Here is a 25,263-nt window from a genome sequence, read left to right on the forward strand (position 1 = left end):
GGGGCGGCCGCCTCAGGCCGCCGCTGCCGGGGTCAACACGATGTCGGACAGGTTCAGCCCTGCCCCGCCCGCCACCACGGCCAGCGGCAGGCCGTCCAGATAGACCTCCACATCCTCGCTGCCCTCGGGCGTTTGCAGTGACAGCACCGGATCGGGATGCGTGGCCGGATCATACAGGATTTCGATCCGGTCCTGACTGCTGTCAAAATCCATGATGCGGGCGCTGTCGCCCTCGGCCAGCCAATCGCCCAGGGTGAATGTGTCGGCGCCCTGATTGCCGCTGGCATAATCTCCCGCGCCGATCACCAGATGATCGTCGCCCGTACCGCCATTGAGGAAATCGACCGAGGTATCGCTTTGGCCAGCCTCATGCCCGATCAGCGTATCCGCGCCAAAATCACCGTCGAGCGTATCGCTGCCCGCGCCGCCCGACAACACATCGTCGCCGTAACCGCCCTGCAACCAGTCATCGCCCCGGTCGTCTGACAGGCTGTCATTGCCACTGCCGCCCAGCATGCTGTCAGCCCCGCTACCCCCGGTCAGCGTATCGGCCCCGAAATGCCCGGCGAGCAGGTCATTGCCTGCGCCGCCCTCCATCACATCGGCCCCCGCTTCGCCCTGCATCACATCATCCCCGGCGCGCCCCAGCAGGGAATCCGCACCCGCCCCGCCATAAAGATGATCCTGCCCGCGCCCGCCATCCAGCGTATCGGCCCCGCCGCGCGACACAAGCTGATCGTCGCCGCCGCGACCATGCAGACTGTCTGCGCCACCCCCGCCGGTCAGTTTGTCATTGCCTTTCGTGCCGGTGATCTCGTGCTGTGCGGCGGCGTCACGGGCAGCCTCCGTGCGGGCAACCTCATCGGGGCCTGCATCATCGGCATCTGCGGCGGCATGGTCCAGAAGGTCGCCTTCGGGCCTTTCTTCGTCGTCCTCTTCTTCGGGCGGGCGGTCGTCATTGTCCGCCGACTCCGGGCTTTTGGCCATCAAGCTATCCAGCATCAGGCCGGCGCTCAGCGCGCCCAGCAATCCGATCAGTCCCAACACGGCACACCCCCGCCATAACCCCCGTCACAGCGCCAGGTTGCGTTAACCAATATCGCGGCCAAGCCTCTGTGAATGTTGAAGAATATTGCCCAGCATCATGGCACAATGGCGGCAGCCGGGCCATAGAGCTGCGGCGTTTCTTTCCAATTTAGGTAAATGTCGCGGCATCTGCGGGGCCTGTCAGGGAATCAGCCTTTTCTTTTTGGGCAATTTCCCGTATAGGCGCGCATCCGCAGCCTTCTGCGGAGCTCAAGGGCCTTGCTGGACGACATCCCGGCTCGCGCCGTCACACCAGCCCTGAAAAGGAGATCTCGATGTCGATCACCGTGGAAGAAAAAGCCCGCCTGATCAAGGAATACGCAACGAAGGAAGGCGACACCGGTTCGCCCGAAGTTCAGGTTGCGATCCTCAGCTCGCGTATTGCAACGCTGACCGAGCACTTCAAGACCCACCGCAAGGACAACCACTCGCGTCGCGGTCTTCTGATGCAGGTCGCCCAGCGCCGCAAGCTGCTCGACTATCTGAAAGGCAAGGATGAAGGCCGCTATCAGACGCTCATTGCGCGTCTTGGTCTGCGTCGCTGATCCATCAAGACGCGCCCTGCGGGGCGCGTCTTTCTTTTCGAGCCTCGTCACTGCGCGGGGGGAGGGTCTTGTCCCACCGGGTTCCATGGGGCGGGAATGAGGAAAGAAAAGGGGCCGCAGGCAAGGGGCCTGCCCGAACCGAATGATGAAACCGCAGCCGGGTGGAGGGTCCCCCGGCAAGTTTAGGATACGACATGTTCAACGTGACGAAAAAATCGATCCAATGGGGCAAAGAGACGCTGACGCTGGAGGCCGGCAAGGTCGCGCGTCAGGCCGATGGCTCCGTGATCGCCACGCTTGGGGAAACCAGCGTGATGGCCAACGTGACCTTTGCAAAGGCCGCAAAGCCGGGGCAGGATTTCTTCCCGCTCACCGTGCATTATCAAGAGAAATACTATGCCGCCGGGAAAATTCCGGGCGGTTTCTTCAAGCGTGAAGCCCGTCCGTCCGAAAAAGAGACGCTGACCTCGCGCCTGATCGACCGTCCCTGCCGCCCGCTGTTCGTCGAAGGCTTCAAGCACGAAGTTCTGGTGATGTGCACCGTGCTGTCGCATGACCTCGTGAACGAGCCCGATATCGTGGCGATGATCGCCGCCTCGGCAGCGCTGACCATTTCCGGCGTGCCGTTCATGGGCCCGATCGGGGCTGCCCGCGTCGGCTTCGTCAATGGCGACTATGTGCTGAACCCCGATGTCGAAGACCTGCAAAAGCTGCGCGACAACCCGGAGCAGCGTCTGGATCTGGTCATCGCCGGCACCAAAGACGCGGTGATGATGGTGGAATCGGAAGCTTACGAGCTGACCGAAGCCGAAATGCTGGGTGCCGTGAAGTTCGGCCATGCCGCCATGCAGCCTGTGATCGACATGATCATCGACTTTGCAGAAGCCTGTGCCAAAGAACCTTTCGACTTCCAGGCACCGGACTATTCCGATCTCTATGCCCGCGTCAAAGCCGCTGGCGAAACCCAGATGCGCGCAGCCTTTGCGATCAAGGACAAGCAAGAGCGGACCAACGCCATTTCCGCCGCCGTGGCCGCCATCAAGGGCGCGCTGTCGGAAGAAGATCTGGCCGATGGCAACCTCGGCTCGGCGATCAAGAAGCTGGAAAGCTCGATCCTGCGCGGCGACATCATCAATGGTGGTGCCCGCATCGACGGCCGCGACAACAAGACCGTGCGTCAGATCATCGGTGAAACCGGCATCCTGCCGCGCACCCATGGCTCGGCCCTGTTCACCCGTGGCGAAACCCAGGCGCTGGTCGTGACCACGCTGGGCACCGGCGAAGATGAGCAGATCATCGACGCGCTGCACGGCAATTCGCGCTCCAACTTCCTGCTGCACTACAACTTCCCGCCCTATTCGGTCGGTGAAGTGGGCCGCGTCGGTTCGCCCGGTCGTCGTGAAATCGGCCATGGCAAGCTGGCATGGCGCGCGCTGCAAGCCGTGCTGCCCGCCGCGACCGATTTCCCCTACACCATCCGCGTCGTGTCCGAGATCACCGAATCGAACGGCTCGTCCTCGATGGCGTCGGTCTGCGGTGGGTCGCTCGCCATGATGGATGCGGGCGTGCCGCTGAAAGCCCCGGTGGCTGGCGTGGCCATGGGTCTGATTCTGGAAGATGACGGCCGCTTTGCCGTGCTGACCGATATTCTGGGCGACGAGGATCACCTCGGCGACATGGATTTCAAGGTGGCTGGCACCGAGAACGGCATCACCTCGCTGCAAATGGACATCAAGATTGCCGGGATCACCCCGGAAATCATGGAACAGGCGCTGGCACAGGCCAAGGATGGCCGTCTGCACATCCTGTCCGAGATGAACAAGGCGCTGTCGGCCCCGCAAGGCTTCAGCGAATACGCTCCGAAGATCGAAACGCTGTCGATCCCGACCGACAAGATCCGTGAAGTGATCGGCTCGGGCGGCAAGGTGATCCGCGAGATCGTGGAAGTTTCGGGCGCCAAGGTCGATATCAACGACGATGGCATGATCAAGATCGCCTCGAACTCTGCCGAAGCCATCAAGAAGGCCTATGACATGATCTGGTCGATCGTGGCAGAGCCGGAAGAAGGCCAAGTTTACACCGGCAAAGTGGTGAAACTGGTCGATTTCGGCGCTTTCGTGAACTTCTTCGGCAAGCGCGATGGTCTGGTGCACGTCAGCCAGATCGCCAACAAGCGCCTGAACCACCCGAACGAGATCCTCAAAGAGGGTCAAGAAGTGAAGGTGAAGCTGCTGGGCTTTGACGACCGTGGCAAGGTGCGCCTTGGCATGAAGATGGTCGATCAGGAAACCGGCGCTGAAATCACCGAAAAGAAAGAAGAATCCGCCGAAGGCTGATCTTCTTTTGTCCTGACGGAAATGAGGCCCCGGTGGAAACGCCGGGGCCTTTTCACGTCAATCCTGCGTGACATCCGCTCTGCCCACTGGAACCGAATCCCGTCTGCGGCGATTCTTTCCCGAGCAGACAAAACAGGAGCCGTCATGCGCCCGATTCTGACGCGACGCCATTTCATCGCCAGCGCCGCCATCGCCCTGGCCGCGCCAACCGTACTGCGCGCCACGCAGGAGGATTGGGTGCTGCCACCGGAATACGAACCGCTGACCCTGTCGCTGCAAGACGCCTATGTGCCGGGCATGATCCTGGTCGATCCCGACAGTTTCTCGCTGTATTTCACGCTGGAGAGCAATCTGGCGATGCGCTTTGTCGTCGGTGTCGGGCGCGGCAATCTGTATGAGGCCGGGCAGTTCACCGTCGGGGCCAAGAAGGAATGGCCAAGCTGGACCCCGACGCAGGACATGATTGCCCGCAACCCCGATCACTATGCCCAATATGCCGACGGGATGCCCGGCGGCCCCGACAATCCCTTGGGCGCGCGGGCGCTGTATCTGTTTGACGAGGCGCGCGGCGATACGTTCCTGCGCATCCATGGCACGCCGGAACCCTGGACGATTGCCTCTGCCGTGTCGAATGGCTGTGTGCGTCTGGTCAATGAACATATCGAAATGCTCTATGACATGGTGCAACTGGGCGCCCCGGTCGTGCTTTATACCAAAACCACCGAAAGCTGAGATGGCCCCCTTGCGGGGGGTCTTTCTGGCCGATAATGTAATAGTATCACATTACATGAGGCCGCCATGCCAGATACCCGCCTGCCTGTCACCGTGCTTTCCGGCTTTCTCGGGGCCGGAAAGACCACGCTGCTCAATCACATCCTGAACAATCGCGAGGGTCGCCGCGTCGCGGTGATCGTCAACGATATGTCAGAGGTGAATATTGACGCCGATCTGATCCGCGATGGCGCGGACCTGCACCGCACCGAAGAAAAGCTGGTCGAAATGACCAATGGCTGCATCTGCTGCACGCTGCGCGACGATCTGCTGACCGAAGTGCGGCGGCTGGCCGATGCGGGTCGGTTTGATTATCTGCTGATCGAAAGCACCGGCATTGCCGAGCCGTTGCCCGTCGCCGCCACCTTCGATTTCCGCGATGCCGAGGGCAACAGCCTGTCCGATGTTGCCCGGCTGGATACGATGGTCACCGTGGTCGATGCGATCAATCTGCTGAACGATTTTTCCAGTCACGACTTTCTGGCAGACCGGGGCGAAAGTCTGGGTGAATCTGACACGCGGACGTTGGTCAACCTGCTGACGGATCAGATCGAATTTGCCAATGTGATCGTGCTGAACAAATGCCGCGATGCCGGGCCAGCCCGCGTGGCCACGGCGCGCAGCATCATCCATGCGCTGAACCCGGATGCGCGGGTGATTGAAACAGATCAGTCGCGGGTGGCCCCGGATGCGATCTTTGACACCGCCCTGTTCGATTTCGACCGGGCGCAGGAACATCCGCTCTGGGCCAAGGAGCTTTATGGTTTCGCGCATCACACCCCCGAAACCGACGAATATGGCATCACCAGCTTTGTCTATCGCGCCCGCCGCCCGTTTGACCCGACGCGCATCCATGCGGTGCTGAACGGCGATCTGCCGGGGGTGATCCGTGCCAAGGGGCATTTCTGGCTGGCGACGCGGCCAAACTGGGTGGCCGAGTTTTCATTGGCCGGGGCGGTATCGACCGTCAGCCCCTTGGGCGGCTGGTGGGCGTCGGTGCCGAAAGAGCGTTGGCCCACCCATCCCGACGCCCTGAGCGAAGTGGCGACGAAATGGCAGGAGCCCTGGGGCGACCGGCGGCAAGAGATCGTGTTCATCGGCACCGGCATGGACGAGGCGGCGCTACGCGCCCGGCTCGATGCCGCCCTGCTCCCCGATTCGGCATTCACCCCAGAAAGCTGGGCCGGGCTGGCCGATCCCTTCCCCGGCTGGCGTCGCGCCGCATGAGCCGCAATCTTGTCTCGCCCCGCGCCCGCTGGCGCCGGGGCAGCCCGATGGCGCGGCATGATCAACTGCCCGCGCCGTTGCGGCACTGGCTGGCCCATGCTGCCCTGCCCTGGAGCCTGCGGTCCATCCTGCCGCTGTGGCAGAAGGCGCTGCGCGACACGGGCTGCGAAACCGCGGCCCTCGCGCGATTGAGTGCGGCCGAAGCCGCCACCCTGCGCCGGGATGCGGCCCAGGTCTGGGGCACGGATTACCCGGCACGCTGACAGCAAAAAGCCCGAGGCAGAGCCTCGGGCCTTGATGCGGCGGCGCACAGGGTTTCTGGGGAGGAACCTGCACCGCCAACCCTGCCTTCCCCACGAGGGAGGAGAGAGAAGGCCGGAGAGAAACCTTATTTGTAACCGGCGGACTGACGGGCGATGTCGACGATCTGCGAGCGATGCACGCCCAGATCAGCCAGATCACGGTCGGTCAGATTTTCCAGTTCACGCAGAGTGCGGGTGAATTCGGCCCGACGCTCCATCGCAGCTTTCACCGATGCGACCGCAGTGGCGAAGACGCCTGCAAAGCCGGTGTGAAGAACGCGGTCGGAAGAAACGTAAGCCATTTCATATGCCTCTTTTGCGGATCAACAGCGTCTGGCCTATTCCTCGCGCTGGTGACCCTTAAATGGGGCAAATGCTGCACCTGCACAATCCGGTGCTTTGCCATTGCCGCCATGCAGAAACCGCATGGCTCGGCGGCAGGCCCCTCAAACGAAAACAGCCCCGGAAGACCGGGGCTGTCTGGGTCTGATACCTGCGCTTACTGCGGGGCTTTTGCAAAGCGCAGATAGGGCAGCTTGATATCCAGCGGGCCGAACTTGGCCTCGGCCTGTTCGTTGTTCAGGCTCAGCGCCACGATCACATCCTGCCCCGGAACCCAGTTGGCAGGCGTCGCAATCGGCACGCCATCGGTGGCCTGCACGGCGTCGAGCGCCCGCAGGATCTCGGCGAAGTTGCGGCCCACCGACATCGGATAGGTCATGGTCAGCCGGACCTTCTTGTCAGGCCCGACTATATAGACAGTGCGCACGGTGGCGGTATGCGCGGGCGCGCGCCCTTCGGTGGGCAGGTAATATTCGGCGGGCAGCATGTCATAGGCTTTGGCGACCGTCAGCGAGGTGTCATCAATGATCGGAAAATCCGCCGGGCTGCCGGCGAAGGCTTCGATATCGCGCTTCCATTTGCCGTGATCCTCGACCGAGTCGACCGAAACGCCGATCACCTTGGTTTTGCGCTTGGCAAATTCCGGGATCAATTGCGCAACCGCGCCGAATTCCGTGGTGCAGACCGGCGTGAAATCGCGCGGGTGGCTGAAAATGATGGCATAGCTGTCGCCCAGCCACTCGTGAAAGCGGATCTGGCCCGCCGTGCTGTCGGCGGTGAAATCAGGCGCGATGTCATTGATACGAACGGACATGAAAAGCCTCCTCGGCGGGATCTGGTTCGCTGTTCAAGATAGACAATCGGAACAGAAGTTTCACCCCGCCACGCACAGATGCGGCAAAAAAGGACAGGAACCCATCGTAGGGAGACAAGACAGAACACTGTTCCATTCCGGCCCAAGGGCCGCAGGCAGTGGACGATCCGCGCCCTGCCTGCTAACCAAGCCCCACCCCGACCGGAGCCTGCCATGCTTCTGCCCAACCGCCATTTCAGCCCGTTCAAACTGTTCCTTGACCGGAACAGCCATACCGCGCTGATGCTGAATCCGAAGGTGTTGACCACCTTCACCCGTGCCCTGCTGACCGAAGGCTACCGTGATCATCTGGGCCATGCCGATCCGTCGGATGGGCGCTGGTCGTTCCTGTCGGTGCCGCGCCGGTTTCCGATGGCGCCGCTGCATCATTATCTTGGCTTCCTGCGTGATCCCGCCGCCTATGCGCTGTTTGGTTTTGTGCGCAATCCCTATGGGCGGCTGACCTCGGCCTGGAAGAACAAGTTTCTGGACGGCCATCACCGTAGCCCGGATGGCAGCGATGCAGCCTATGCCCGCTCCATGCGCAAACACGAATTGCCGCCGCTGCGCGCCTTTGCCCGCAAGCAGGGCCTGCCAGGCGGCACCCCGAACACGCTGGTGCCGTTTGAAACTTTTCTGCGCTATATCGCCGCCCAGCCCGAGGGCCGCCGCGATCATCACTGGGAAAGCCAGTCCGTTGTGCTGATGTGCGACCGCCTGCGCTACAGCCGCATCTTCCGCATTGAGACAGAGCTGGAGGAAGGGTTTCTGACCCTTGGCCGCAGGCTCGGCTTTCCTGACCCTTGGGTCTCGGCGCGGATGGATCGGCGCACCAACCCCAGCAAACGACAGGCCGCGACCTATACGCCAGAGCTTGCTGCACTGGCGCAAAGCCTGATTGCGCAGGATCTGGACCGCTTTGGCTATGATCCCGAAAGCTGGCGCGACTACTGATCAGAATTTGATCAAATTATCGGGATTTCCGCTTGCGCCGCTCCGCGCCGGATGTAAGCTGCGCCCGCATCCCCCGGAGGAACAGACATGCTGATCAAACGCGATTTCTATATCAACGGCGCTTGGGTGGCACCGCTCGCCCCGCGCGATTGCGAGGTGATTGATCCGTCAACCGAAGAGCCCTGCGCCGTCATCTCGCTCGGCAGCGAGGCGGATTGCGACCGGGCCGTTGCTGCCGCCAAGACAGCCTTCGAGAGCTGGTCGGTGACGCCACCCGAAACCCGTCGCGCCTATGTCGAGGCGATCCTTGCACAATATGAAGCCCGCGCCGAAGAAATGGCGCAGGCCATTTCCATCGAAATGGGCGCGCCGATCAAACTGGCGCGCGAAAGTCAGGCGCCCTGCCTGCCCTGGCACCTGAAAAACTTCCTGACCGCGTTTGATCAGATCGAATGGGTGCGCCCGCTTGGCCCCCATGCGCCGAATGACCGGATCGCGCTGGAACCGATCGGCGTTGTCGGCCTGATCACGCCGTGGAACTGGCCGATGAATCAGGTCACGCTCAAGGTGATCCCGGCGCTGCTGGCAGGCTGCACCTGCGTGCTGAAACCATCGGAGGAAAGCCCGCTGTCCTCGATGCTGTTCGCGGAATTCGTGCATGACGCGGGCGTGCCGCCGGGCGTGTTCAACCTGGTGAATGGCGATGGCATGGGCGTGGGCAGCCGCCTGTCGGCGCACCCGGATGTGGAGATGATCAGCTTCACCGGCTCGACCCGCGCCGGCCGGGCCATTTCCAAGGCTGCCGCCGAAACCCTGAAACGGGTCACGCTGGAGTTGGGCGGCAAAGGCGCCAATCTGGTGTTTGCCGATGCCGATGACCGCGCGGTGGAACGTGGCGTGCGGCATATGATGAACAACTCCGGCCAAAGCTGCAACGCGCCGTCGCGGATGCTGGTAGAGCGGCCCTATTACGACCGGGCGGTGGAAATCGCCGCCGAGGTTGCGGCCTCGATCCCGGTCGGCCCTGCCGCCGAAGAGGGCAAGCATATCGGCCCGGTGGTGAACAAACGCCAGTGGGAGCAGATCCAGTCCTACATCCAGAAGGGCATCGAAGAAGGTGCGCGGCTGGTGGCGGGGGGCCTTGGCCGCCCCGAGCATCTGAACCGGGGTTTTTACGTCAAACCCACGGTTTTTGCCGATGTGACCCCGGGCATGACCATCGAACGCGAAGAGATCTTCGGGCCGGTGCTGTCGATCCTGCCCTTTGACACCGAAGACGACGCCGTGCGCATCGCCAATGATACGCCCTATGGCCTGACCAACTATGTGCAAAGCAGCGATGGTGCCCGCCGCAACCGGCTGGCGCGCAAGCTGCGCTCGGGCATGGTGGAAATGAACGGCAAGGCGCGTGCTGCCGGATCGCCGTTCGGCGGGGTCAAGGCTTCGGGCCGGGCGCGGGAAGGCGGCCATTGGGGGATTGAAGAATTCCTCGAGGCCAAGGCGATCTCGGGCTGGGACAGCGACGCAGAGTGAACCGACGCGCACCGCCCTTGTCGCCATGACAAGGGCGGTGCGCCTGCCCCGTCAGCACAGGCTGCGAAACCGCGCCACCATCGTGTCCAAGACCTCTGCCGGATCACGCCGCCACCAGTTCTGCGCCGAAAACACCTCGACCTCGCAGGGCCCGGCATAACCCGCGCCCTCGACCCCGGCGCGAATGGCGCGCAGATCGGCCACGCCATCGCCCATCATGCCCCGGTCCAGCAGCACATCCGCGGTCTCGGCCAGCCAGTCGCAAAGGTGATAGCCGAAGATCCGCTGCCCGGCGCGGGCAAGCTGGCGTGGCAGATCGCAATCCCACCACACATGATAGACATCAATCGCCACCCCCAGATTGGGCGCGGCGATGGCATCGCAGATGTCCAGCGCATCGCGGGTGGTGGTCAGGCAAGAGCGGTTGCCCGCATAGACGGGGTTGAGCGGCTCCAGCGCCAGCTTCACCCCGCGCGCGGCGGCATAGGGCGCAGCTTCGGCCACACGCTCGGTCACGCGTTTCAGGCTCTCGGTCACGCCCTTGCTGCCCGGCTCCACCCCGCCGACAACGATGGTCAGCACCGGGGCCTGCAAATCGGCCGTCATGTCGATGGCGGCCTGAAACTCATCCATAACGGCAGCGCGCCCTGCCGGGGCAAGCGGCCCCACCAGAAACGGGGCGCGGCAGAGGCCGACCACCGGCACACCTGCCGCCAGCGCCCGCGCGCCGATCTGCGCCGCACGGCTGCCGATCTCACGCCGCCAGAACACGATCCCGCCAAAGCCGCGTTCGGCACAGGCGTCTATCACACGTTCGGGCGACCACCCGGCCCCATGCCCCTCAAGATTGTGGCCCAAGCTTGCGGTATTGAGCGCCAGGGCCGAGTGGTCAGTCGTGAAGTCCCGCATCTCAGACCCCGTAAAGGACCAGCAGGCGCTTCATCCGTGTCACCGCCATGTCGGGGTCACGCAGCAGGCCGCACCCGTCGGCACTGCGGAACACCTCGGTGAAATAGGGCAAGGGGCGCATCGCTTGCGCACCGTTCAGCATGATGAAGTGATCCTGAAAGCCATTGAGCCAGGCCAGAAACACCACACCCGTCTTGTAATATTGCGTCGGCGCCCGGAAGATCAGCCGGGCCAGCGGCACCGTGGGATCCAGCGTGGCGCGAAAGCCCGCCCGATCCCCCTGCCCCAGTTGCGCCACCGCATAGGCCGCCGCCGGGGCCAGCGGGTCGAAGATACCGAGCAAGGCATGGGAATGGCCCTGCGCATCACCCTCGATCAACTCGGGATAGTTGAAGTCATCGCCGGTATACATCTTCACGCCCGCAGGCAGGCGACGGCGCAGCACGATCTCCTTGTCCTTGTCCAGCAACGAGATCTTGATGCCATCCACCTTGGTGACGTTTTCGGTGATGATCTGAAGCACCGTCTCCAGCGCCTGATCGAAGGTTTCGGCCCCCCAGTATCCCGCGAGGGCCGGATCGAACATCTCGCCCAGCCAATGCAGGATCACCGGCTGATCGCAGGCGGCCAGCACATCGGCATAAAGGCGGATGTAATCGCCGGGGCCACGGGCGGCCGGGACCAGCGCGCGCGACGCCATCAGGATGATGCGCCCGCCCAGCGCCTGTATCGCCTCCACCTGCGTCAGATAGGCCCGGCGCACATCTTCCAGACTGTGCGCCTGCCCTGCCGCCAGATGATCCGTGCCACAGCCATTGGCAATCAGGGCATCCGGCAGCTCTGCACGGGTGCGGCGGATCAGTTCCAGCGCGCCGGGCCAATCCAGCCCCATGCCGCGTTGCGCCGTATCCATCGCCTCGGCAATGCCAAGCCCCAGCCCCGCCAGATGGCGGCGGAAGGCCAGCGTCCGGTCCCAATCGACCGCCGCCCGGCCCGAAGGATCGGCGGCGGCGAAGGGGTCTGCCACTACATGCGCAGCGGAATAGACGATCCGCGCCGGATCTGGCCCCAGCACGGCCTCGGGCACCATCTTGCCGGAGAGGGTGTAATCGACCAGACGGCCTTGCGTATCGGGAAGCGCGATTTTCATGCGGGGCCTCAGAAACGGGGAACCAGCATCCCGGCATCCGCCGAGATCACCTGTCCGGTGGTATAGGGAAATCTGCCCGAGGCCAGAGACGCGATGATGCGCCCCATGTCCTCGGGCTGGCCGACGCGGGGGAAGAGCGTTAACCCGTCGGCGGCACGCCTTGCATAGGCCTCGATCACCGGCGCGGTCATATCGGTGGCGATCAGGCCCGGCTGCACATCGTAAACGGCGATATCCTCTGGCCCCAGACGCACGGCCAGCGCCTTTGACACCATGGCCGCCGCAGCCTTGGAGGCACAATATTCCGCGCGCTGCACCGCCACGGCCACCGCATTGGACGAGGTGACATTGACAATCGCATGAAACAGCTCCGACCTTTCGCGCGCCAGCAACCGCCGCGCAAAGGCTTGGCTGAGGAAAAACACCGCCTTGCTGTTCACCGCCTGACAGCGATCCCAGCTTTCTTCGCTGACCTCCAGCAAATCGCCGCGCTGCATCACGCCGACACCGGCATTGTTGACCAGCGTGGTCAGCGGCCCCAGCGCCGCCTCGATCCCGGCCAGATGCCGGTCATGGGCGGATATATCGGTCACATCAAAGGCCGCTGCCACAACCGGCACGCCCAGCGCCGCAATCCGCGCCACGGCGGCCTGCAACTCGACATCCTCTGCCGGGCCATTCACCGCGATGGCAAAGCCTTCGCGGGCCAGTGCCTCGGCGGCGGCAAGGCCTATGCCGCGTGACGATCCGGTGACCAGCGCCACTGGTCTTGCATCCGCCCCGCTCATGCCCGTGCGCCTTTTTTCAGCAGCTCGCGGGCGATGATCATGCGCTGGATCTGGTTCGTGCCCTCATAGATCTGGGTGATCTTGGCATCGCGATAAAGCCGCTCCACCTCGAACCCGCGAATATAGCCGGAACCGCCGAACACCTGCACCGCATCCGCCGTGCGCGCCACCGCCATGTCACCGGCAAAACACTTGGCCATCGAGCAGGCCTTGGTGGCATCCTGCCCATGGTCGATCTTGCTGGCGGCGGAATGAACCAGCAGCCGCGCCGCCTCGATATCCTTGGCCATATCGGCCAGCAGCCATTGCACCCCCTGAAACTCGGCAATCGCCTTGCCGAATTGCTTGCGGGTTCCGGCATAGTCCACCGCCGCCTCCAGCCCCGCCTGCGCGATGCCGACCGCCAGCGCGGCAATGCCGACGCGGCCCTTGTCCAGCACCGACATCATCATGTGAAAACCACGCCCGGCCTCGCCCAGCAGGGCGTCGGGGCCAAGATGCACATCATCGAAATTCAGCGCCCCGACCTGACTGGCGCGCTGCCCCATCTTGTGTTCCTTCGGGCCGCGCTCCACCCCTTTGGCGTGCAGATCGACGATGAAGATCGACATGCCGCGATTGCCCGCCTCGCGGTCGGTGCGGGCCAGCACAAACCCAAGATCGGCCACCGGCGCGTTATGGATCCAGATCTTGCCGCCATTCAGCCGCCAGCCCGCGCCATCCGCAACGGCGGTGGTGCGGATGCCCGACACATCGGTCCCGGCGTCGGCTTCGGTGATGCAATAAGCCACGCGCGTCTTCATCGCCAGAATATCGGGCAAGAGCCTGCGCTGCGCCGGCGTGCCATGGCGCACCAGCAGCGACGAGATCAGTTCCAGCAATCCGCATTGATCGGCGACCGAGGCATAGCCCCGGCTCAGCTCTTCCATCACCACGGCATAGGTCAGGGTATCAAACCCCGGCCCGCCCATGTCTTCGGGCACGCCGATGCCGAACAGGCCCAGCTTGGCCATCTCGTCATAGATCTCTGCGGGAAAGCGTTCTTCGTGATCCAGCGCCTCGGCGGCGGGGCGGATCACCTCGTCGGCAAAGGCGCGGGCCATATCGCGGACCTGATGCTGGGTGTCGGTCAGATACATTGCTTCCATCCGATTAGTAACTATCCAGTTACATAAATCGCGACTCGCGTTTGCGTCAAGTGCGAATCTCGTGTCCTGTGCAAAGACCTTGCACCCGGGCCGCAGATCCGCCTATTATTCACCAAATGGTTACTTTAGGGAGGACCACCATGCACCCAGATGACAAGCGCAAGTTCGGCCGCACCGACTTGCACGTGACGCCGTTCGGCTTTGGCACCGCCCCCGTGGGCAACATCTTCCACGAGATTGACGAGACCACATCGGATGCGATGTTCCAGAACGCATGGGATGCCGGGGTGCGCTATTTCGATACCGCGCCGATGTATGGGCACGGGCTGTCAGAGCTGCGCACCGGCCAAAGCCTGCGGTGGAAGCAGCGGGACGATTTCGTGCTGTCCTCCAAGGTCGGGCGGCTGCTGAAACCAGCGCGGCGCGACAGCATCGACTTTGCCCCCTGGACCAATGCCGCGCCCTTCACCATGCAGTTCGATTACAGCTATGATGGCACGATGCGTTCCATCGAAGACAGCCTGCAACGGATGGCGCTGGAGCGGCTGGACATCTGCTTCATCCATGACATCGACGTGTTCACACGCGGGGCTGATCAGCCAGAGGTGTTCCGTCAGGCCATGGACGGCTGTTACAAGGCGCTGGACAGCCTGCGCAGTCAGGGCGTGGTCAAGGCGATCGGCGTCGGCGTGAACGAATGGGAGGTCTGCCACGCAGCGCTGCAACAGCGCGATTTCGACTGTTTCCTGCTGGCAGGGCGCTACACGCTGCTGGAACAGGATGCGCTGAATGACTTCCTGCCGCTGTGCGAGGCGCGTGGCGCAGCCGTGGTTGTCGGCGGGGGGTTCAACTCCGGGATTCTGGCAACCGGGGCCAAACCGGGGGCGAAATACAATTACGCCCCTGCGCCACAGGCGATTCTGGACAAGGTGGCCCGCATCGAAGCCCTGTGCCGCGCGCATGAGGTGCCGCTGCCCGCCGCAGCCCTGCAATTCGTGGTCGCGCATCCGGCGGTGCCTTGTTTCATGGCTGGCACGCGCACGGTGGCCCAGCTGCAACAGAACCTCGCCTGGTTCAGCCACCCGATTCCCGCTGCCTTCTGGGCCGATCTAAAAGCACAGGGCCTGCTGCGCGAGGATGCGCCGGTGCCGGTCTGACACCTCCCGGCCCAAGGCGCGGCGCTGGCTGCGCCTTGGGCCCGCGCCTTAGCGGATCAGGATTGCGCGAAAATCATTCACATTGGTGCCGGTGGGGCCGGGCACAAACAGATCCCCCAGCACATCAAAGGCCGTCCAGGCATCATTGCCCGCCAGCAGCGCTGCCGGATCATGCCCCACCGCCCGCAGGCGCGCGGCACTGGTGCCATCGGCAAAGGCACCGGCATTGTCCTCGGATCCGTCGATGCCATCGGTATCAGCCGCCAGCGCCGCAAACGGCACGCCTTCGGCTGCCAGCGCAAAGGCCAGCAGGAACTCACTGTTCCGCCCCCCCTTGCCCCTGGCCCTGAGCGTGACCGTCGTCTCACCCCCCGACAGGATCACCACCGGGCGGGTAAAGGGCCGGTTGCGCAGGGCCACCTCGCGCGCAATCGCCGCATGCACCCGTGCGACATCGCGCGCCTCGCCCTCGATGGCATCCGACAGGATCACCGCAGGCAGGCCCATCGCTTCGGCCTGTGCCGCCGCCGCCTCAAGCGACAGCCGGGCCGAGGCGATGACCCGCACCTCATGCCCGGCAAAGACCGGATCGTCGGGCAGCGGCGGCAGGCCCAGATCACCGGCCAGCCAATCGGCCACGCGCGGTGGCAACGCGATGCGCCAGGCCGCCGCCATCGCCCGCGCCTGCGCCCGACCCACCGCATCCGGCACGGTCGGGCCGGATGCCACCTGCGCCGGATCGTCGCCGGGCACATCCGACACCACAAGCGACACCACCCGCGCCGGATGGCAGGCCGCCGCCAGCCGCCCGCCCTTGATCTGCGACATCTGCTTGCGGATCGCATTCATCACCGAAATCGGCGCACCGCTGGCCAGCAGCGCCTGATTCAGCGCCACCTCATCCGCCAGCGTCAGGCCATCGGGCGGGGCGGGCAACAGGGCAGAGCCGCCGCCGCAGATCAGGGCCACCACCAGATCATCGGGGCCAAGCCCGCGCACCGCCTGCATCAGCGCCGCCGTCGCCGCCAGCCCGGCGGCATCCGGCACCGGATGCGCCGCCTCCATCACCCGGATGCGGGCGCAGGGCGCGGCATAGCCATAGCGCGTCACCACCACACCCTCCAGCGGCCCCGGCCACAGCTGCTCGAACGCCGCCGCCAGCTGCGCCGCCCCTTTACCCGCCCCGATCACCACGGTGCGGCCCTTGGGAGGCGCAGGCAGATGCGCGCGCAGGGCAAGGGCCGGATCTGCGGCGGCAACAGCGGCAGAAAACAGCCCGGTCAACAGACCGCGATCATCAGATGTCATTCCAGCTCCACATCGCAGACAAAAACCCCCTCGGCCCCGCCCTCCAGCTCTGCCACAAGGGCCGCGCCGATTTCCTGATGCCGTGCATCGACAAGATACCGATCCCGCGTGGCGCTGTCTTGAAAATCGAACCAGAACATATCGTTGAATCCGCGCGCCAGCGGCGTTTCAACAGAGACATTCGCGAAATGGCGGAAATCGCGGATCCCGGCGATATGCCCGGTGAGCCCGGCCAGATCGCGGTAAAGGGCGGCCTTGCGCGCGGCGCTGACCTCCGGGCGAAACCGAAGTGCGACGATATGGCGGATCATGGTCTGTCCTTCCCGACGGGCCCTCAATATTCCGGCGGGCGCTTGTGCCGGTGGGCCGCAAGCCCTTCTTGCAGATCGGGCGATGCGGCGGCAATCCGGCCCGCCAGCGCCTCCAGAACCCGCTCGCGCTCTTCGCCCTCGGCGGCATTGATCAGCATCTTGGTCAGGCTGGTCGCGGCGGGGCTGCGCGCCAGCACCCGTGCGGCAACCACCTCGGCGGCGGCAAGGCCCGCGCCTTCGGGCACCACCTGATCCACGATGCCCAGTTGCAGCGCCGCCTCGGCGCTCAGCACCTCGCCGCATAGCGCCATGCGGCGCACGGCCTGTGCTCCGAACCGCCGCACCGCGCGTTGAGTGCCGGACCAACCCGGAATGATGCCCAGACCCGGCTCGGGCTGGCCGATCATCACATGGGCCTCGGCGATGCGCAGATCAGCACAGGCCGCCAGTTCCAGCCCGCCGCCCAGCGTCTGCCCGTTCAGCACCGCGATGACTGGCACCGTCAACCGCGCCAATGCGTCAAAGGCGGCATGGCCATCGCGCACCCAGTGCTGCCCAAAGGCCTCGGGCGACAGCGCGCTCCAGCCCGCAATGTCACCCCCGGCGCAGAAGGATTTGCCACCTTCCCCGGTCACGATCAGCACCCGTGCTGCCGAACGTTCGATCTCGCGGCACAGCGGCAGTAGCGCATCAACCATGGTCGCATCCAGCGCGTTGCGTTTTTCCGGCCGCCGCAGCACCAGCCGCGCCACGCCATCGCGCAGGGTCAGCACCAGCCGCGGGTCCGTCATAGCGCCAGCCCCATGACCGCGGGCGCGAACAGCCGCGCCTCCATAAGGCGCAGATCGGGCGAAACCCGGATCGGCGTGGCGGCCTGATCCAGAATATCGCGCTGCAGATCAATGCCGGGCGCAATTTCGGTGATCACCAGCCCCTCTGCATCCAGCCGCATCACGCAGCGTTCGGTCACATAGGTGATATGCTGCCCCTGCGCCCGCGCGCGGCGGCCCGAAAAGCTGATCTGATCGACTTTTTCCACGATCTTGGCCACCCGGCCTTCGCGGTCGATCACCAGTTGCCCGCCCTCGATCCGCATCTTGGCCCCGGCGTTGAAACTGCCCGAAAAGACGATCTTGCGCGCTCGGGCCGTGATATCGACAAAGCCGCCCGCGCCCGCCGTGCGATGCGGCGTTGCGGCAAGGCGGCTGACATTGACAGATCCTTCCCGGTCGATTTCCAGAAAGGACAGCAGCGAACAGTCAAACCCGCCGGCCTGAAAATAGCTGAACTGATGGGGCGAGGCGACAAAGGCTTCGGCATTGGCGGCACAGCCGAACTTGAAATCCAGCAAGGGCACGCCGCCGACAGCGCCCTGTTCAATCACCCAGGTCACCGCGCCATGCAGCCCTTCCTCAATCAGGACACGCGGCACATTGGCCGAAATGCCAAAGCCGATGTTCACCGCCCAGCCGGTCTGCAATTCCTGCGCCACCCGCCGGGCGATCACCTTACCCACATCCAGCCCCGGCAGGCGGAACGTGTGCAGCGGGCGGAACAACTCGCCCGAAATCGCCGGATCATATTGTGTGGCCGTGGTCTGCAACTGGTCGGGTGCCTCGACGATCACATCCACCAGAATGCCGGGCACGCGCACATCATGCGGGCGCAGGCTGCCCAAGGCCGCCACGCGCTTGACCTGCGCAATCACGAGGCCGCCGGAATTGCGGGCCGCCAGCGCCATTTCCATCGCGCCAAGCGTCGCGCCTTCATGCTCAAAGGTCAGATTGCCGTTTTCATCGGCCGTGGTGGCGCGGATCACCGCAACATCGGGGCGCAGCGCCGGAAAGTGCAGCCATGTCTCGCCGTCAAACTCCACCCGCCGCACCAGCGGCGATTGCCGCGCCATTGCATTCATGGCGCAGCCCTCCTGTTCGGGATCGACGAACGTGTCCATGCCGACCTTCGTCAGCACACCGGGACGTTTGGCCGCGCCTTCGCGCAGCATGTCGAACACGATGCCAGAGGGCACATTCCACGCCGCCAGATCCTCGTTCAGGATCATCTGCCAGATCAACGGCGGCTCTGCCGCACTGGGCCCCGACGGGTAGGATCCGCCGATGATGCGGGAAAGCAAGCCGGGCTTTGCGATATGATCCACGCCTTTGGTGCCGAAGAAATCACCCGCTGCGATGGGATGCACAGAGGTCAGACCGCGCGGATGGCCTTCGCTGTCAAATCGGGCACCAAGTGCCGCCAGAACGGCATCCGGGCAGCACAGGCCCGATGAGGAATTCACCGCGACCACCGCACCATCCTTGATCAGCCGAACGGCTTCCGCTGCGGTTCTGACCTTCGACATGGCCCGATCTCCTTTGTCCCATTGCGCATCAAGTAACTAACTGGTTATAAGAATAAGCACGGCAGCGCCCCGCCCGCAAGGGCCATTTTCAGGTGCCCTTCTGCCGCCGATCCCTTTCCACGCTCCGAGGACAGCCATGAATATCTGCTTTCAGAACACCTATCAGCGCGGCTTTGGCACCTACCCCCTGAAGGGGGATGCCCTGAAGGACGCCATCGCCACGGCGCTGGACGCGGGATACCGCGCCTTCGACACCGCCCAGATGTATGGAAACGAGGCCGAAACCGGCGCCGCTCTGGCCGAAGGCCCGGTGCCGCGCGCCGATCTGTGCCTCACGACCAAGGTGCATCCCGATCAGTTTGGCGAGGCGGCCTTCCTGCCTTCGGTCGAGGCCAGCCTGACGGCCCTGCGCACCGATTATGTCGACATCCTGCTGCTGCATTGGCCACCAATCGGCGGCGACATCGCGCCGTCGTTGCGGTTGCTGCAAAAGGCACGCGATCTGGGACTCGCGCGGCATATCGGCGTGTCGAACTACACGGCGCAGATGATGCGCGATGCCAAAGCCATCGTCGATGCGCCACTGGTGACCAATCAGGTGGAGTTTCACCCGCTGCTCAATCAGGACCGCCTGCTGCAGGCGGCGGCGGAAACCGGCATCCCGCTGTCATCCTATTCGTCGGTCGCACGCGGCGAGGTGTTCAAATACCCGCTCTTTGCCGAGATCGGCGCGGGCTATGGCAAATCCGCCGCACAGGTGGTGCTGCGCTGGATCCTGCAAAAGGGGGTTTCGCTGAACACCATGTCCACCAAACCCGAAAACATCCGCGCCAATTTTGACCTGATGGATTTCACCCTGTCCTCGGTCGACATGGCCCGGATCGACGCGATGACGCAGACCGGCTACCGCATTGTCTCCAAAGGGCTTGTGCCCTGGGCCCCCGATTGGGACTGACAGCAAAAGGGGCGGCCTTGCCGCCCCCGTTCCCCCTCTGGATCAGCGATTGCCGCGGATCATGTCAGCCGCCCTTTCCGCAATCATGATCGTCGGCGCATTGGTGTTCGATCCGACAAGGCTGGGCATGACAGAGCTGTCGCACAGGCGCAGCCCATCCACCCCATGCACCCGCAGTTGCGGATCGACCACCGCCATCGCATCCCGCCCCATCTTGCAGGTGCAGGTCGGATGATACGAGGTGCGGCCATATTGCCGGGCATAGGCTTCATAATCGGCCTGCGTGCGCACCGAGGCATCGGGAAAGCGCAGTGTGCGGATGTATTTCTGCAAGGCGGGCTGGCTGAAAATCTCGCGGCTGATCTTCACGCCCTCCACCGAGCAGCGCCGATCATCGGGGTGGGACAGGAAGTTCGGGTCCACCACCGGCTGCGCCCGTGGATCGGCCGACCGCAGCGTCACCGAGCCCCGCGATTTGGGCCGCAATGTATAGGAGTTGAGCGTGATCCCCGAAGACCCTTTCGGCACGCTGGGCACCCCCGCCTCGGCCCCGGCCCCGGCCAGAAAGTGGAATTGCAGATCCGGGCAGGGCTGGCTGCGATCCGCATACCAGAAGGCCCCGCCCTCCACCACGTTGGACGTGACCGGCCCTGCATTGAACAACGCATATTGCAGCCCGGCCCACAGCATCCAGTGCGGTTTGTTGTATTTGTCCAGACTGTCATGCCCGGTCAGTTCGGCCACGATATCAATGCCGAAATGGTCCTGCAGGTTCTGGCCCACGCCCGGCAGATCCTGCACCACCTCAAGCCCGTGGCTGCGCAGATGATCCGCCGGACCGATGCCGGACAATTGCAAAAGCTTGGGCGTGCCGATGGCGCCCGAGGTGACGATGACCTCACACTCTGCCTGCACCCGGTGCGGCGTGGCACCGATGGCATAATCCACCCCGGTTGCGCGCCGCCCCTCGAACACCACACGCAACACCAGCGCCCCGGTGATCAGCGTCAGGTTCGGGCGTTTCAGCGCGGGGCGCAGATAACCCACCGCTGCCGAACAGCGCCGGTTGCGCAGGGTGGTGGTCTGATAAGGGCCGGCCCCGTCCTGAACCGGGCCGTTGAAATCGGGGTTATAGGGCATCCCGATCTGCTGGCAGCTTTGCACGAAGGCGCGGGTCAGCGGCTGCGGGGCGGGGATGTTCGATACGCCCAGCGGGCCTTCGGTGCCATGCCATTCCCCCGCCAGCGTGGTATTGCCTTCAGAGCGCAAAAAGTAGCGCTGCACCTCGGCAAAGCTCCAGCCCTCTGCGCCCTCTTCAACCCAGCGGTCATAATCCGACGGATGGCCACGGGTGAAAATCTCGGCATTGATCGACGAGCCGCCGCCCAGAACCCTGGCCTGCGCATAGGGAATTTCGCGGTTGTTGGCGTGGCGCTGCGGGGCGGTGGTCAAGCCCCAGGTCATCGGACCGGTGGTCATCTTGGCAAAGCCGACCGGCATATGGATCAGCGGATGGGTATCGCGCCCGCCCGCCTCGATCAGGCAGACCCGGGTGGCGGGATCTTCCGACAACCGCGCCGCCAGAACGCAGCCAGCCGACCCGCCGCCCACGATCACATAATCAAACGCCGCTGCCATCATACGATCCCCCCTTCCGCAAGCCCGGTCATCCTGTGACCCAATGCGCGCGTTTGCCAAGCTCGACATGCACGGATTTCGTCTGGGTATATTCCTCCACACCCGACATTCCGGCCTCGCGGCCCCATCCCGATTGCCTGAACCCGCCCAGCGGAATCTCCGGCCCGCCCGCCATGATGGTATTGACCCAGAACCGCCCGGCCCGCACCCGCCGGGTGACGGTCAACGCCTTGTCGATGTTCTTGGTCCAGACCGAGGCGGCCAGCCCATAGACCGTGTCATTGGCCAGGGCGATAGCCTCTTCCACCGTGTCAAAGCGCAGCGAACACAGAACCGGGCCAAAGATCTCTTCGCGGGCAATCGCCATATCGGGCGTCACGCCCGCAAACAGCGTCGGCGCGATATACTGGCCGCGCCCCAGATCGACGGCTTGCCCCCCGGCAAGAAGCTGCGCGCCTTCGGCCGTGCCGCGCGCGATATATCCCAGGATCGTGTCGTTTTGCGCCGCGGTGGTAATCGCCCCGACCTGCGTTGCCGCATCCAGAGGATCCCCCACCCGGATTCTGGCCATCTTTGCCGCCACCAGCGCCTCGAACTCTGCCGCGACAGAGCGTTCCACGATCAACCGGCTGGAGGACACGCAGCACTGCCCGGTGTTGAAGCTGATGCCGAACGCAGCACCATCGGCCGCATCTTCAAGGTCGCTGTCGGCAAAGACGATGATCGGATTCTTGCCGCCCAGCTCCAACCCCAGCTTCTTGAAATTGCTGTCCGCCGCCGCGTGAACGCAAGACCGGCCCACCGCCGTGGAGCCGGTAAAAGACAGCATGTCAACATCCGGGTGTTCGGTCAGCGCCTGCCCGATGCTGCGCCCCGATCCGGTGATGACGTTGTAAACCCCATTGGGCAGCCCGGCTTCGGCCAGAACCTCGGCCAGAAGCAGCGTCGTGGCGCTGGTGACCTCCGACGGTTTCACCACCATGGTGCAGCCGCTGGCCAGAATGAACGGCACCCGTTCACACAGGATCAGGAACGGGAAGTTCCACGGGGTGATCAGCCCCACCACCCCCACAGGTTCGCGCAGCACCATGCCGAACAGGGAATCGCCCAGATTGTTGAAACTGTCGCCATGCAGCAGCCGCGCCGCCCCGGCGCCCACCTCGAAACAGGCAATGCAATGGTCGATCTCGCCGCGCGCCTGACTGATGGGTTTGCCGTTTTCCAGCACCTCCCAATAGGCGATCTCATCGCGGCGGCGGCGCAGGATGTCGGCGGCGCGCAGCAGCACCGCCCCACGCGCCGCGCCGGACAGCCCGGCCCAGCGCCGGTCCTCAAAGGCGCGGCGGGCGGCGACCACCGCCGCCTCCAGATCGGCAACCGTGCATTTCGGAATACGGCTGACCGGCACGCCATGGGCAGGCGAGGCCCGCTCGAACAGAGGGCGCCCACCATGAAACGCGCCATCGAGATAAAAGCCGAACTCGCGCGGGCTGTGCGGAAGGGAAAGCAGGGTCGTCATCTGGGCCTCCGCCCGGTCTAGGGCAGTTGAAAGGTGTGAGGGAAAGGCAGACGCCGCAGCGCCCGCACGCATTGGCCGGATCAGACCAGAAGGATCTGGGTTTTCAGATCGGCGGGACGGCTGGACAGGGATTCAAACGCCTCCTGGATCCGGCCGAGCGGGAAACTCGCCCCGGTAAAGGCCCCGGTCTGAAAGCGGCCATGCGCCAGCAGGGTCAGCGCATCCTGCATATCCTCGCCCATCCCGGCGACCGATCCTTTCAGGCTCGTCTCCTCCAGCACGGTGCGCAGGATGTTGACAGGCACCGCCTCGCCAGGTCCGGTCAGGCCAAAGAACGCCACATGGCCGCCCTTGCGGATCAGTTCGAACGCCTGCGCGTAAAGATGGGCATTGCCGACGCTTTCGATCACCAGATCCGCGCCACGCCCGCCGGTCATGGCCAGAACCTGCGCCTTTAGCGCCGCGGGATCCGAGATCGCCGCATCCGCGCCAGTGGCCAGCGCCATGCGGCAACGATCCTCTGACAGATCGGCCACAATGATCGGGGCCGCCCCGACAAGGCGCATCATCTGCACATGCAGATTGCCCACCGGCCCGGCCCCGAACACCACCACCGATTGCCCGAACCCGGCGCGGGCCTTGCGCGCCGCGCGCACCACGCAGGCGACGGGTTCCGTCAGCGCCAGCACCGCATCGGGCACATCCTGCGGCGCTTCGATCACCAGACGGGCGGGAAGCGCCACATATTCGGCAAAGGCCCCGTCGCGTCCGATACCAACCTGCGTCATCGCCGGGCAGTTCAGCACCTCGTTGCGGCGGCACCAGTAGCAGCTGCCGCAACCGATGTTGATATCGGCCACCACCCGCGCACCCGGCGCAACCGAGGTGACATTGGCCCCGACTGCCGCCACGGTGCCACAGAATTCATGGCCGGGGATCAGCGGCAGGCGATCCGCCGCATAATGGCCGTTGAACATATGCACATCCGTGCCACAGATCCCGGTGCGCGCCACCCGGATCAGCGCATCCTCCGGCCCGATTGCGGGCAGATCCACCTCGCGCAGCGCAAACTGCCGGGGCGCCACCAGAACCGCCGCCTGCATCTTCTGCATGGCCCGTCCCTTCATTTCACAGTGCGCAGTTTGGCGCGGTCAATCGTCAGGGCGATGGCGGCGATCAGCACGATTCCGAACACCATCTGCTGTTGCGTCGCGTCGATCTCGAAATACAGCATCGAGGCGCGGATCACTGCCACGATCAGGGTGCCGATCAGCGTGTTCAGCACACCGCCCACCCCGCCCGTCAGCGGCGTGCCACCGACCAGCACCGCCACGATGGCCGGCAGCAGAAACCCGTTCGCAATCGTCGGGGCCCCGCCCGAAAGCTTGACCGCGAACAGCAGGCCCGCAACCGCCGCCAAAGCCCCGGAAATGGCAAAGGCGAGGATCTTGTAGCGCGCCACGTTCAACCCCGAGGCCGCCGCCGCCTGTTCGCCCGCGCCCACCGCCTTCAGCGCCCGGCCAAGCGTGGTGCGGCGTTCGATGAACAGGCACAGCGCCAGCAGCAGCGCCGCGATGAACAGCTCGTTCGGGATGCTGCCGGTATGGCCGATCATCCAGCCGAATGTCTCGTTGCGCTGCGCCGCATCCATGTTCAGCGCCCGCTGCCCCGACAGCAACTGCGCCACCGAAAAGGCGATGCCACCGACGGCGAGCGTGGAGATGAACGACGGCACCAGCAGCTTTGTAGTGACATAGCCCGACACCATGCCCAGCACGAACCCCGCGCCGATGCACAGCACCGCAACCCCGGCCCCGAGCGAGGCGAGATAGATCGAGGCGATGACCGTGACCATATTCGCCATGGATTGCGCCGACAGGTCGATCCCGCCGATATAGATGGCGAAGGTCAGACCCAGCGCCATGATGAACAGCGGCACGATATCGCCCGCAAGGCTCATCAGATTGGCGGGTTTCAGAAACCCCGGATCGGTGATGCCCACGATGGTGACCAGCACCAGCAGGGTGATCCAGGGCAAATGCGGTTTAAGACGCTGAAAATCCATGTCCTGC

24 protein-coding genes are annotated in these 25,263 nt (G+C 64.3%); 9 read left to right on the top strand and 15 right to left on the bottom strand.

Going from position 1 to position 25,263, the window contains the following annotated elements; translation table 11 throughout:
- Window positions 1–12 precede the first annotated feature (12 nt).
- Window positions 13–1,047, bottom strand: coding sequence for a calcium-binding protein (locus KM031_RS08205; protein ID WP_215506348.1), 1,035 nt, complete (start codon window positions 1,045–1,047; stop codon window positions 13–15).
- Between the two features lie 314 nt (window positions 1,048–1,361).
- Between KM031_RS08205 and rpsO the strand changes: the two genes are divergently transcribed.
- The 5 genes from rpsO (at window position 1,362) to KM031_RS08230 (ending at window position 6,228) form a co-directional block, all read left to right on the top strand.
- Window positions 1,362–1,631: a 30S ribosomal protein S15 gene (gene rpsO / locus KM031_RS08210; RefSeq protein ID WP_215506347.1), complete on the top strand. Its 270-nt coding sequence runs from the start codon at window positions 1,362–1,364 to the stop codon at window positions 1,629–1,631.
- Between the two features lie 194 nt (window positions 1,632–1,825).
- The gene (gene pnp, locus KM031_RS08215) at window positions 1,826–3,967 is read left to right on the top strand and encodes a polyribonucleotide nucleotidyltransferase (protein ID WP_215506346.1); all 2,142 of its coding nucleotides are present in this window, start codon (window positions 1,826–1,828) and stop codon (window positions 3,965–3,967) included.
- A 144-nt stretch (window positions 3,968–4,111) separates the two neighbouring features.
- Entirely contained in the window at window positions 4,112–4,699 is a 588-nt protein-coding gene (locus tag KM031_RS08220; protein WP_215506345.1) for a L,D-transpeptidase, read from the top strand.
- A gap of 66 nt (window positions 4,700–4,765) precedes the next feature.
- Complete coding sequence (locus KM031_RS08225) at window positions 4,766–5,965, top strand: GTP-binding protein (RefSeq protein WP_215506344.1); 1,200 nt, start codon at window positions 4,766–4,768, stop codon at window positions 5,963–5,965.
- A complete protein-coding gene (locus KM031_RS08230) occupies window positions 5,962–6,228 on the top strand; it encodes a DUF6525 family protein (protein ID WP_215506343.1) in 267 nt (88 codons plus the stop codon). The genes KM031_RS08225 and KM031_RS08230 overlap by 4 nt, the downstream gene beginning before the upstream one ends.
- 125 nt (window positions 6,229–6,353) lie before the next feature.
- On the opposite strand, the gene KM031_RS08235 is transcribed toward KM031_RS08230, so the two are convergent.
- Window positions 6,354–6,569 carry a DUF1127 domain-containing protein gene (locus KM031_RS08235; protein ID WP_215506342.1) on the bottom strand — a complete coding sequence of 72 codons (216 nt, stop codon included), beginning with the start codon at window positions 6,567–6,569 and terminating at the stop codon, window positions 6,354–6,356.
- Between the two features lie 197 nt (window positions 6,570–6,766).
- Entirely contained in the window at window positions 6,767–7,423 is a 657-nt protein-coding gene (locus tag KM031_RS08240; protein WP_215506341.1) for a peroxiredoxin, read from the bottom strand.
- A 213-nt stretch (window positions 7,424–7,636) separates the two neighbouring features.
- On the opposite strand from KM031_RS08240, the gene KM031_RS08245 reads away from it, so the two are divergent.
- The gene (locus KM031_RS08245) at window positions 7,637–8,416 is read left to right on the top strand and encodes a sulfotransferase family 2 domain-containing protein (protein ID WP_215506340.1); all 780 of its coding nucleotides are present in this window, start codon (window positions 7,637–7,639) and stop codon (window positions 8,414–8,416) included.
- An 87-nt stretch (window positions 8,417–8,503) separates the two neighbouring features.
- Complete coding sequence (locus tag KM031_RS08250; protein WP_215506339.1) at window positions 8,504–9,949, top strand: aldehyde dehydrogenase family protein; 1,446 nt, start codon at window positions 8,504–8,506, stop codon at window positions 9,947–9,949.
- A 51-nt stretch (window positions 9,950–10,000) separates the two neighbouring features.
- On the opposite strand, the gene KM031_RS08255 is transcribed toward KM031_RS08250, so the two are convergent.
- Genes KM031_RS08255 through KM031_RS08270 form a run of 4 tightly spaced genes read right to left on the bottom strand, consistent with a single transcriptional unit; the run spans window position 10,001 to window position 13,935 of the window.
- A complete protein-coding gene (locus KM031_RS08255; protein WP_215506338.1) occupies window positions 10,001–10,858 on the bottom strand; it encodes a sugar phosphate isomerase/epimerase family protein in 858 nt (285 codons plus the stop codon).
- 1 nt (window position 10,859) lies between these two features.
- Window positions 10,860–12,008, bottom strand: coding sequence for a dihydrodipicolinate synthase family protein (locus KM031_RS08260; protein WP_215506337.1), 1,149 nt, complete (start codon window positions 12,006–12,008; stop codon window positions 10,860–10,862).
- An 8-nt stretch (window positions 12,009–12,016) separates the two neighbouring features.
- Complete coding sequence (locus KM031_RS08265) at window positions 12,017–12,796, bottom strand: 3-ketoacyl-ACP reductase (RefSeq protein WP_215506336.1); 780 nt, start codon at window positions 12,794–12,796, stop codon at window positions 12,017–12,019.
- Window positions 12,793–13,935 carry an acyl-CoA dehydrogenase family protein gene (locus tag KM031_RS08270; RefSeq protein WP_215506335.1) on the bottom strand — a complete coding sequence of 381 codons (1,143 nt, stop codon included), beginning with the start codon at window positions 13,933–13,935 and terminating at the stop codon, window positions 12,793–12,795. The genes KM031_RS08265 and KM031_RS08270 overlap by 4 nt, the downstream gene beginning before the upstream one ends.
- A 149-nt stretch (window positions 13,936–14,084) precedes the next feature.
- Between KM031_RS08270 and KM031_RS08275 the strand changes: the two genes are divergently transcribed.
- Window positions 14,085–15,101: an aldo/keto reductase gene (locus KM031_RS08275; RefSeq protein WP_215506334.1), complete on the top strand. Its 1,017-nt coding sequence runs from the start codon at window positions 14,085–14,087 to the stop codon at window positions 15,099–15,101.
- Between the two features lie 48 nt (window positions 15,102–15,149).
- Here KM031_RS08275 and KM031_RS08280 read toward each other — a convergent pair whose 3' ends face one another.
- From KM031_RS08280 to KM031_RS08295, 4 genes are read right to left on the bottom strand one after another with little or no spacing between them, the layout of a single operon-like run.
- Window positions 15,150–16,409: a glycerate kinase type-2 family protein gene (locus KM031_RS08280; RefSeq protein ID WP_215506333.1), complete on the bottom strand. Its 1,260-nt coding sequence runs from the start codon at window positions 16,407–16,409 to the stop codon at window positions 15,150–15,152.
- Window positions 16,406–16,720 carry a Dabb family protein gene (locus KM031_RS08285; protein ID WP_215506332.1) on the bottom strand — a complete coding sequence of 105 codons (315 nt, stop codon included), beginning with the start codon at window positions 16,718–16,720 and terminating at the stop codon, window positions 16,406–16,408. The genes KM031_RS08280 and KM031_RS08285 overlap by 4 nt, the downstream gene beginning before the upstream one ends.
- A 23-nt stretch (window positions 16,721–16,743) precedes the next feature.
- A complete protein-coding gene (locus KM031_RS08290; protein WP_215506331.1) occupies window positions 16,744–17,511 on the bottom strand; it encodes an enoyl-CoA hydratase/isomerase family protein in 768 nt (255 codons plus the stop codon).
- Window positions 17,508–19,079, bottom strand: a complete 1,572-nt coding sequence (locus KM031_RS08295) for an acyl CoA:acetate/3-ketoacid CoA transferase (protein WP_215506330.1) — start codon at window positions 19,077–19,079, stop codon at window positions 17,508–17,510. Before KM031_RS08295 ends, KM031_RS08290 begins: the two co-directional genes overlap by 4 nt.
- Before the next feature lie 136 nt (window positions 19,080–19,215).
- Here KM031_RS08295 and KM031_RS08300 point away from each other — a divergent pair, with 136 nt between their 5' ends.
- Window positions 19,216–20,034: an aldo/keto reductase gene (locus KM031_RS08300; RefSeq protein ID WP_215506329.1), complete on the top strand. Its 819-nt coding sequence runs from the start codon at window positions 19,216–19,218 to the stop codon at window positions 20,032–20,034.
- Window positions 20,035–20,076: 42 nt separating this feature from the next.
- On the opposite strand, the gene KM031_RS08305 is transcribed toward KM031_RS08300, so the two are convergent.
- From KM031_RS08305 to KM031_RS08320, 4 genes are all read right to left on the bottom strand, one after another.
- Window positions 20,077–21,672 carry a GMC family oxidoreductase gene (locus KM031_RS08305; RefSeq protein ID WP_215506328.1) on the bottom strand — a complete coding sequence of 532 codons (1,596 nt, stop codon included), beginning with the start codon at window positions 21,670–21,672 and terminating at the stop codon, window positions 20,077–20,079.
- Window positions 21,673–21,700: 28 nt separating this feature from the next.
- Window positions 21,701–23,191: an aldehyde dehydrogenase family protein gene (locus KM031_RS08310; RefSeq protein WP_215506327.1), complete on the bottom strand. Its 1,491-nt coding sequence runs from the start codon at window positions 23,189–23,191 to the stop codon at window positions 21,701–21,703.
- Between the two features lie 80 nt (window positions 23,192–23,271).
- Window positions 23,272–24,303 carry a zinc-dependent alcohol dehydrogenase gene (locus KM031_RS08315; RefSeq protein ID WP_215506326.1) on the bottom strand — a complete coding sequence of 344 codons (1,032 nt, stop codon included), beginning with the start codon at window positions 24,301–24,303 and terminating at the stop codon, window positions 23,272–23,274.
- Between the two features lie 11 nt (window positions 24,304–24,314).
- Window positions 24,315–25,256 (bottom strand): ABC transporter permease, encoded by a 942-nt coding sequence (locus KM031_RS08320; RefSeq protein WP_215506325.1) that lies wholly within the window; start codon window positions 25,254–25,256, stop codon window positions 24,315–24,317.
- Between the last annotated feature and the right edge of the window lie 7 nt (window positions 25,257–25,263).

It is taken from the genome of Gemmobacter fulvus, assembly GCF_018798885.1.
In the GTDB taxonomy this organism is placed as follows: Bacteria; Pseudomonadota; Alphaproteobacteria; order Rhodobacterales; family Rhodobacteraceae; genus Gemmobacter; species Gemmobacter fulvus.

Coding starts and splice junctions, on each gene's coding strand:
- pnp (WP_215506346.1), top strand. CDS start 1,826: ATGTTCAACGTGACGAAAAAATCGATCCAATGGGGCAAAGAGACGCTG.
- KM031_RS08230 (WP_215506343.1), top strand. CDS start 5,962: ATGAGCCGCAATCTTGTCTCGCCCCGCGCCCGCTGGCGCCGGGGCAGC.
- KM031_RS08240 (WP_215506341.1), bottom strand. CDS start 7,423: ATGTCCGTTCGTATCAATGACATCGCGCCTGATTTCACCGCCGACAGC.
- KM031_RS08310 (WP_215506327.1), bottom strand. CDS start 23,191: ATGACGACCCTGCTTTCCCTTCCGCACAGCCCGCGCGAGTTCGGCTTT.
- KM031_RS08245 (WP_215506340.1), top strand. CDS start 7,637: ATGCTTCTGCCCAACCGCCATTTCAGCCCGTTCAAACTGTTCCTTGAC.
- KM031_RS08265 (WP_215506336.1), bottom strand. CDS start 12,796: ATGAGCGGGGCGGATGCAAGACCAGTGGCGCTGGTCACCGGATCGTCA.
- KM031_RS08235 (WP_215506342.1), bottom strand. CDS start 6,569: ATGGCTTACGTTTCTTCCGACCGCGTTCTTCACACCGGCTTTGCAGGC.
- KM031_RS08275 (WP_215506334.1), top strand. CDS start 14,085: ATGCACCCAGATGACAAGCGCAAGTTCGGCCGCACCGACTTGCACGTG.
- KM031_RS08250 (WP_215506339.1), top strand. CDS start 8,504: ATGCTGATCAAACGCGATTTCTATATCAACGGCGCTTGGGTGGCACCG.
- KM031_RS08320 (WP_215506325.1), bottom strand. CDS start 25,256: ATGGATTTTCAGCGTCTTAAACCGCATTTGCCCTGGATCACCCTGCTG.
- KM031_RS08220 (WP_215506345.1), top strand. CDS start 4,112: ATGCGCCCGATTCTGACGCGACGCCATTTCATCGCCAGCGCCGCCATC.
- KM031_RS08300 (WP_215506329.1), top strand. CDS start 19,216: ATGAATATCTGCTTTCAGAACACCTATCAGCGCGGCTTTGGCACCTAC.
- KM031_RS08225 (WP_215506344.1), top strand. CDS start 4,766: ATGCCAGATACCCGCCTGCCTGTCACCGTGCTTTCCGGCTTTCTCGGG.
- KM031_RS08305 (WP_215506328.1), bottom strand. CDS start 21,672: ATGGCAGCGGCGTTTGATTATGTGATCGTGGGCGGCGGGTCGGCTGGC.
- KM031_RS08280 (WP_215506333.1), bottom strand. CDS start 16,409: ATGACATCTGATGATCGCGGTCTGTTGACCGGGCTGTTTTCTGCCGCT.
- rpsO (WP_215506347.1), top strand. CDS start 1,362: ATGTCGATCACCGTGGAAGAAAAAGCCCGCCTGATCAAGGAATACGCA.
- KM031_RS08255 (WP_215506338.1), bottom strand. CDS start 10,858: ATGCGGGACTTCACGACTGACCACTCGGCCCTGGCGCTCAATACCGCA.
- KM031_RS08270 (WP_215506335.1), bottom strand. CDS start 13,935: ATGTATCTGACCGACACCCAGCATCAGGTCCGCGATATGGCCCGCGCC.
- KM031_RS08315 (WP_215506326.1), bottom strand. CDS start 24,303: ATGCAGAAGATGCAGGCGGCGGTTCTGGTGGCGCCCCGGCAGTTTGCG.
- KM031_RS08290 (WP_215506331.1), bottom strand. CDS start 17,511: ATGACGGACCCGCGGCTGGTGCTGACCCTGCGCGATGGCGTGGCGCGG.
- KM031_RS08260 (WP_215506337.1), bottom strand. CDS start 12,008: ATGAAAATCGCGCTTCCCGATACGCAAGGCCGTCTGGTCGATTACACC.
- KM031_RS08285 (WP_215506332.1), bottom strand. CDS start 16,720: ATGATCCGCCATATCGTCGCACTTCGGTTTCGCCCGGAGGTCAGCGCC.
- KM031_RS08295 (WP_215506330.1), bottom strand. CDS start 19,079: ATGTCGAAGGTCAGAACCGCAGCGGAAGCCGTTCGGCTGATCAAGGAT.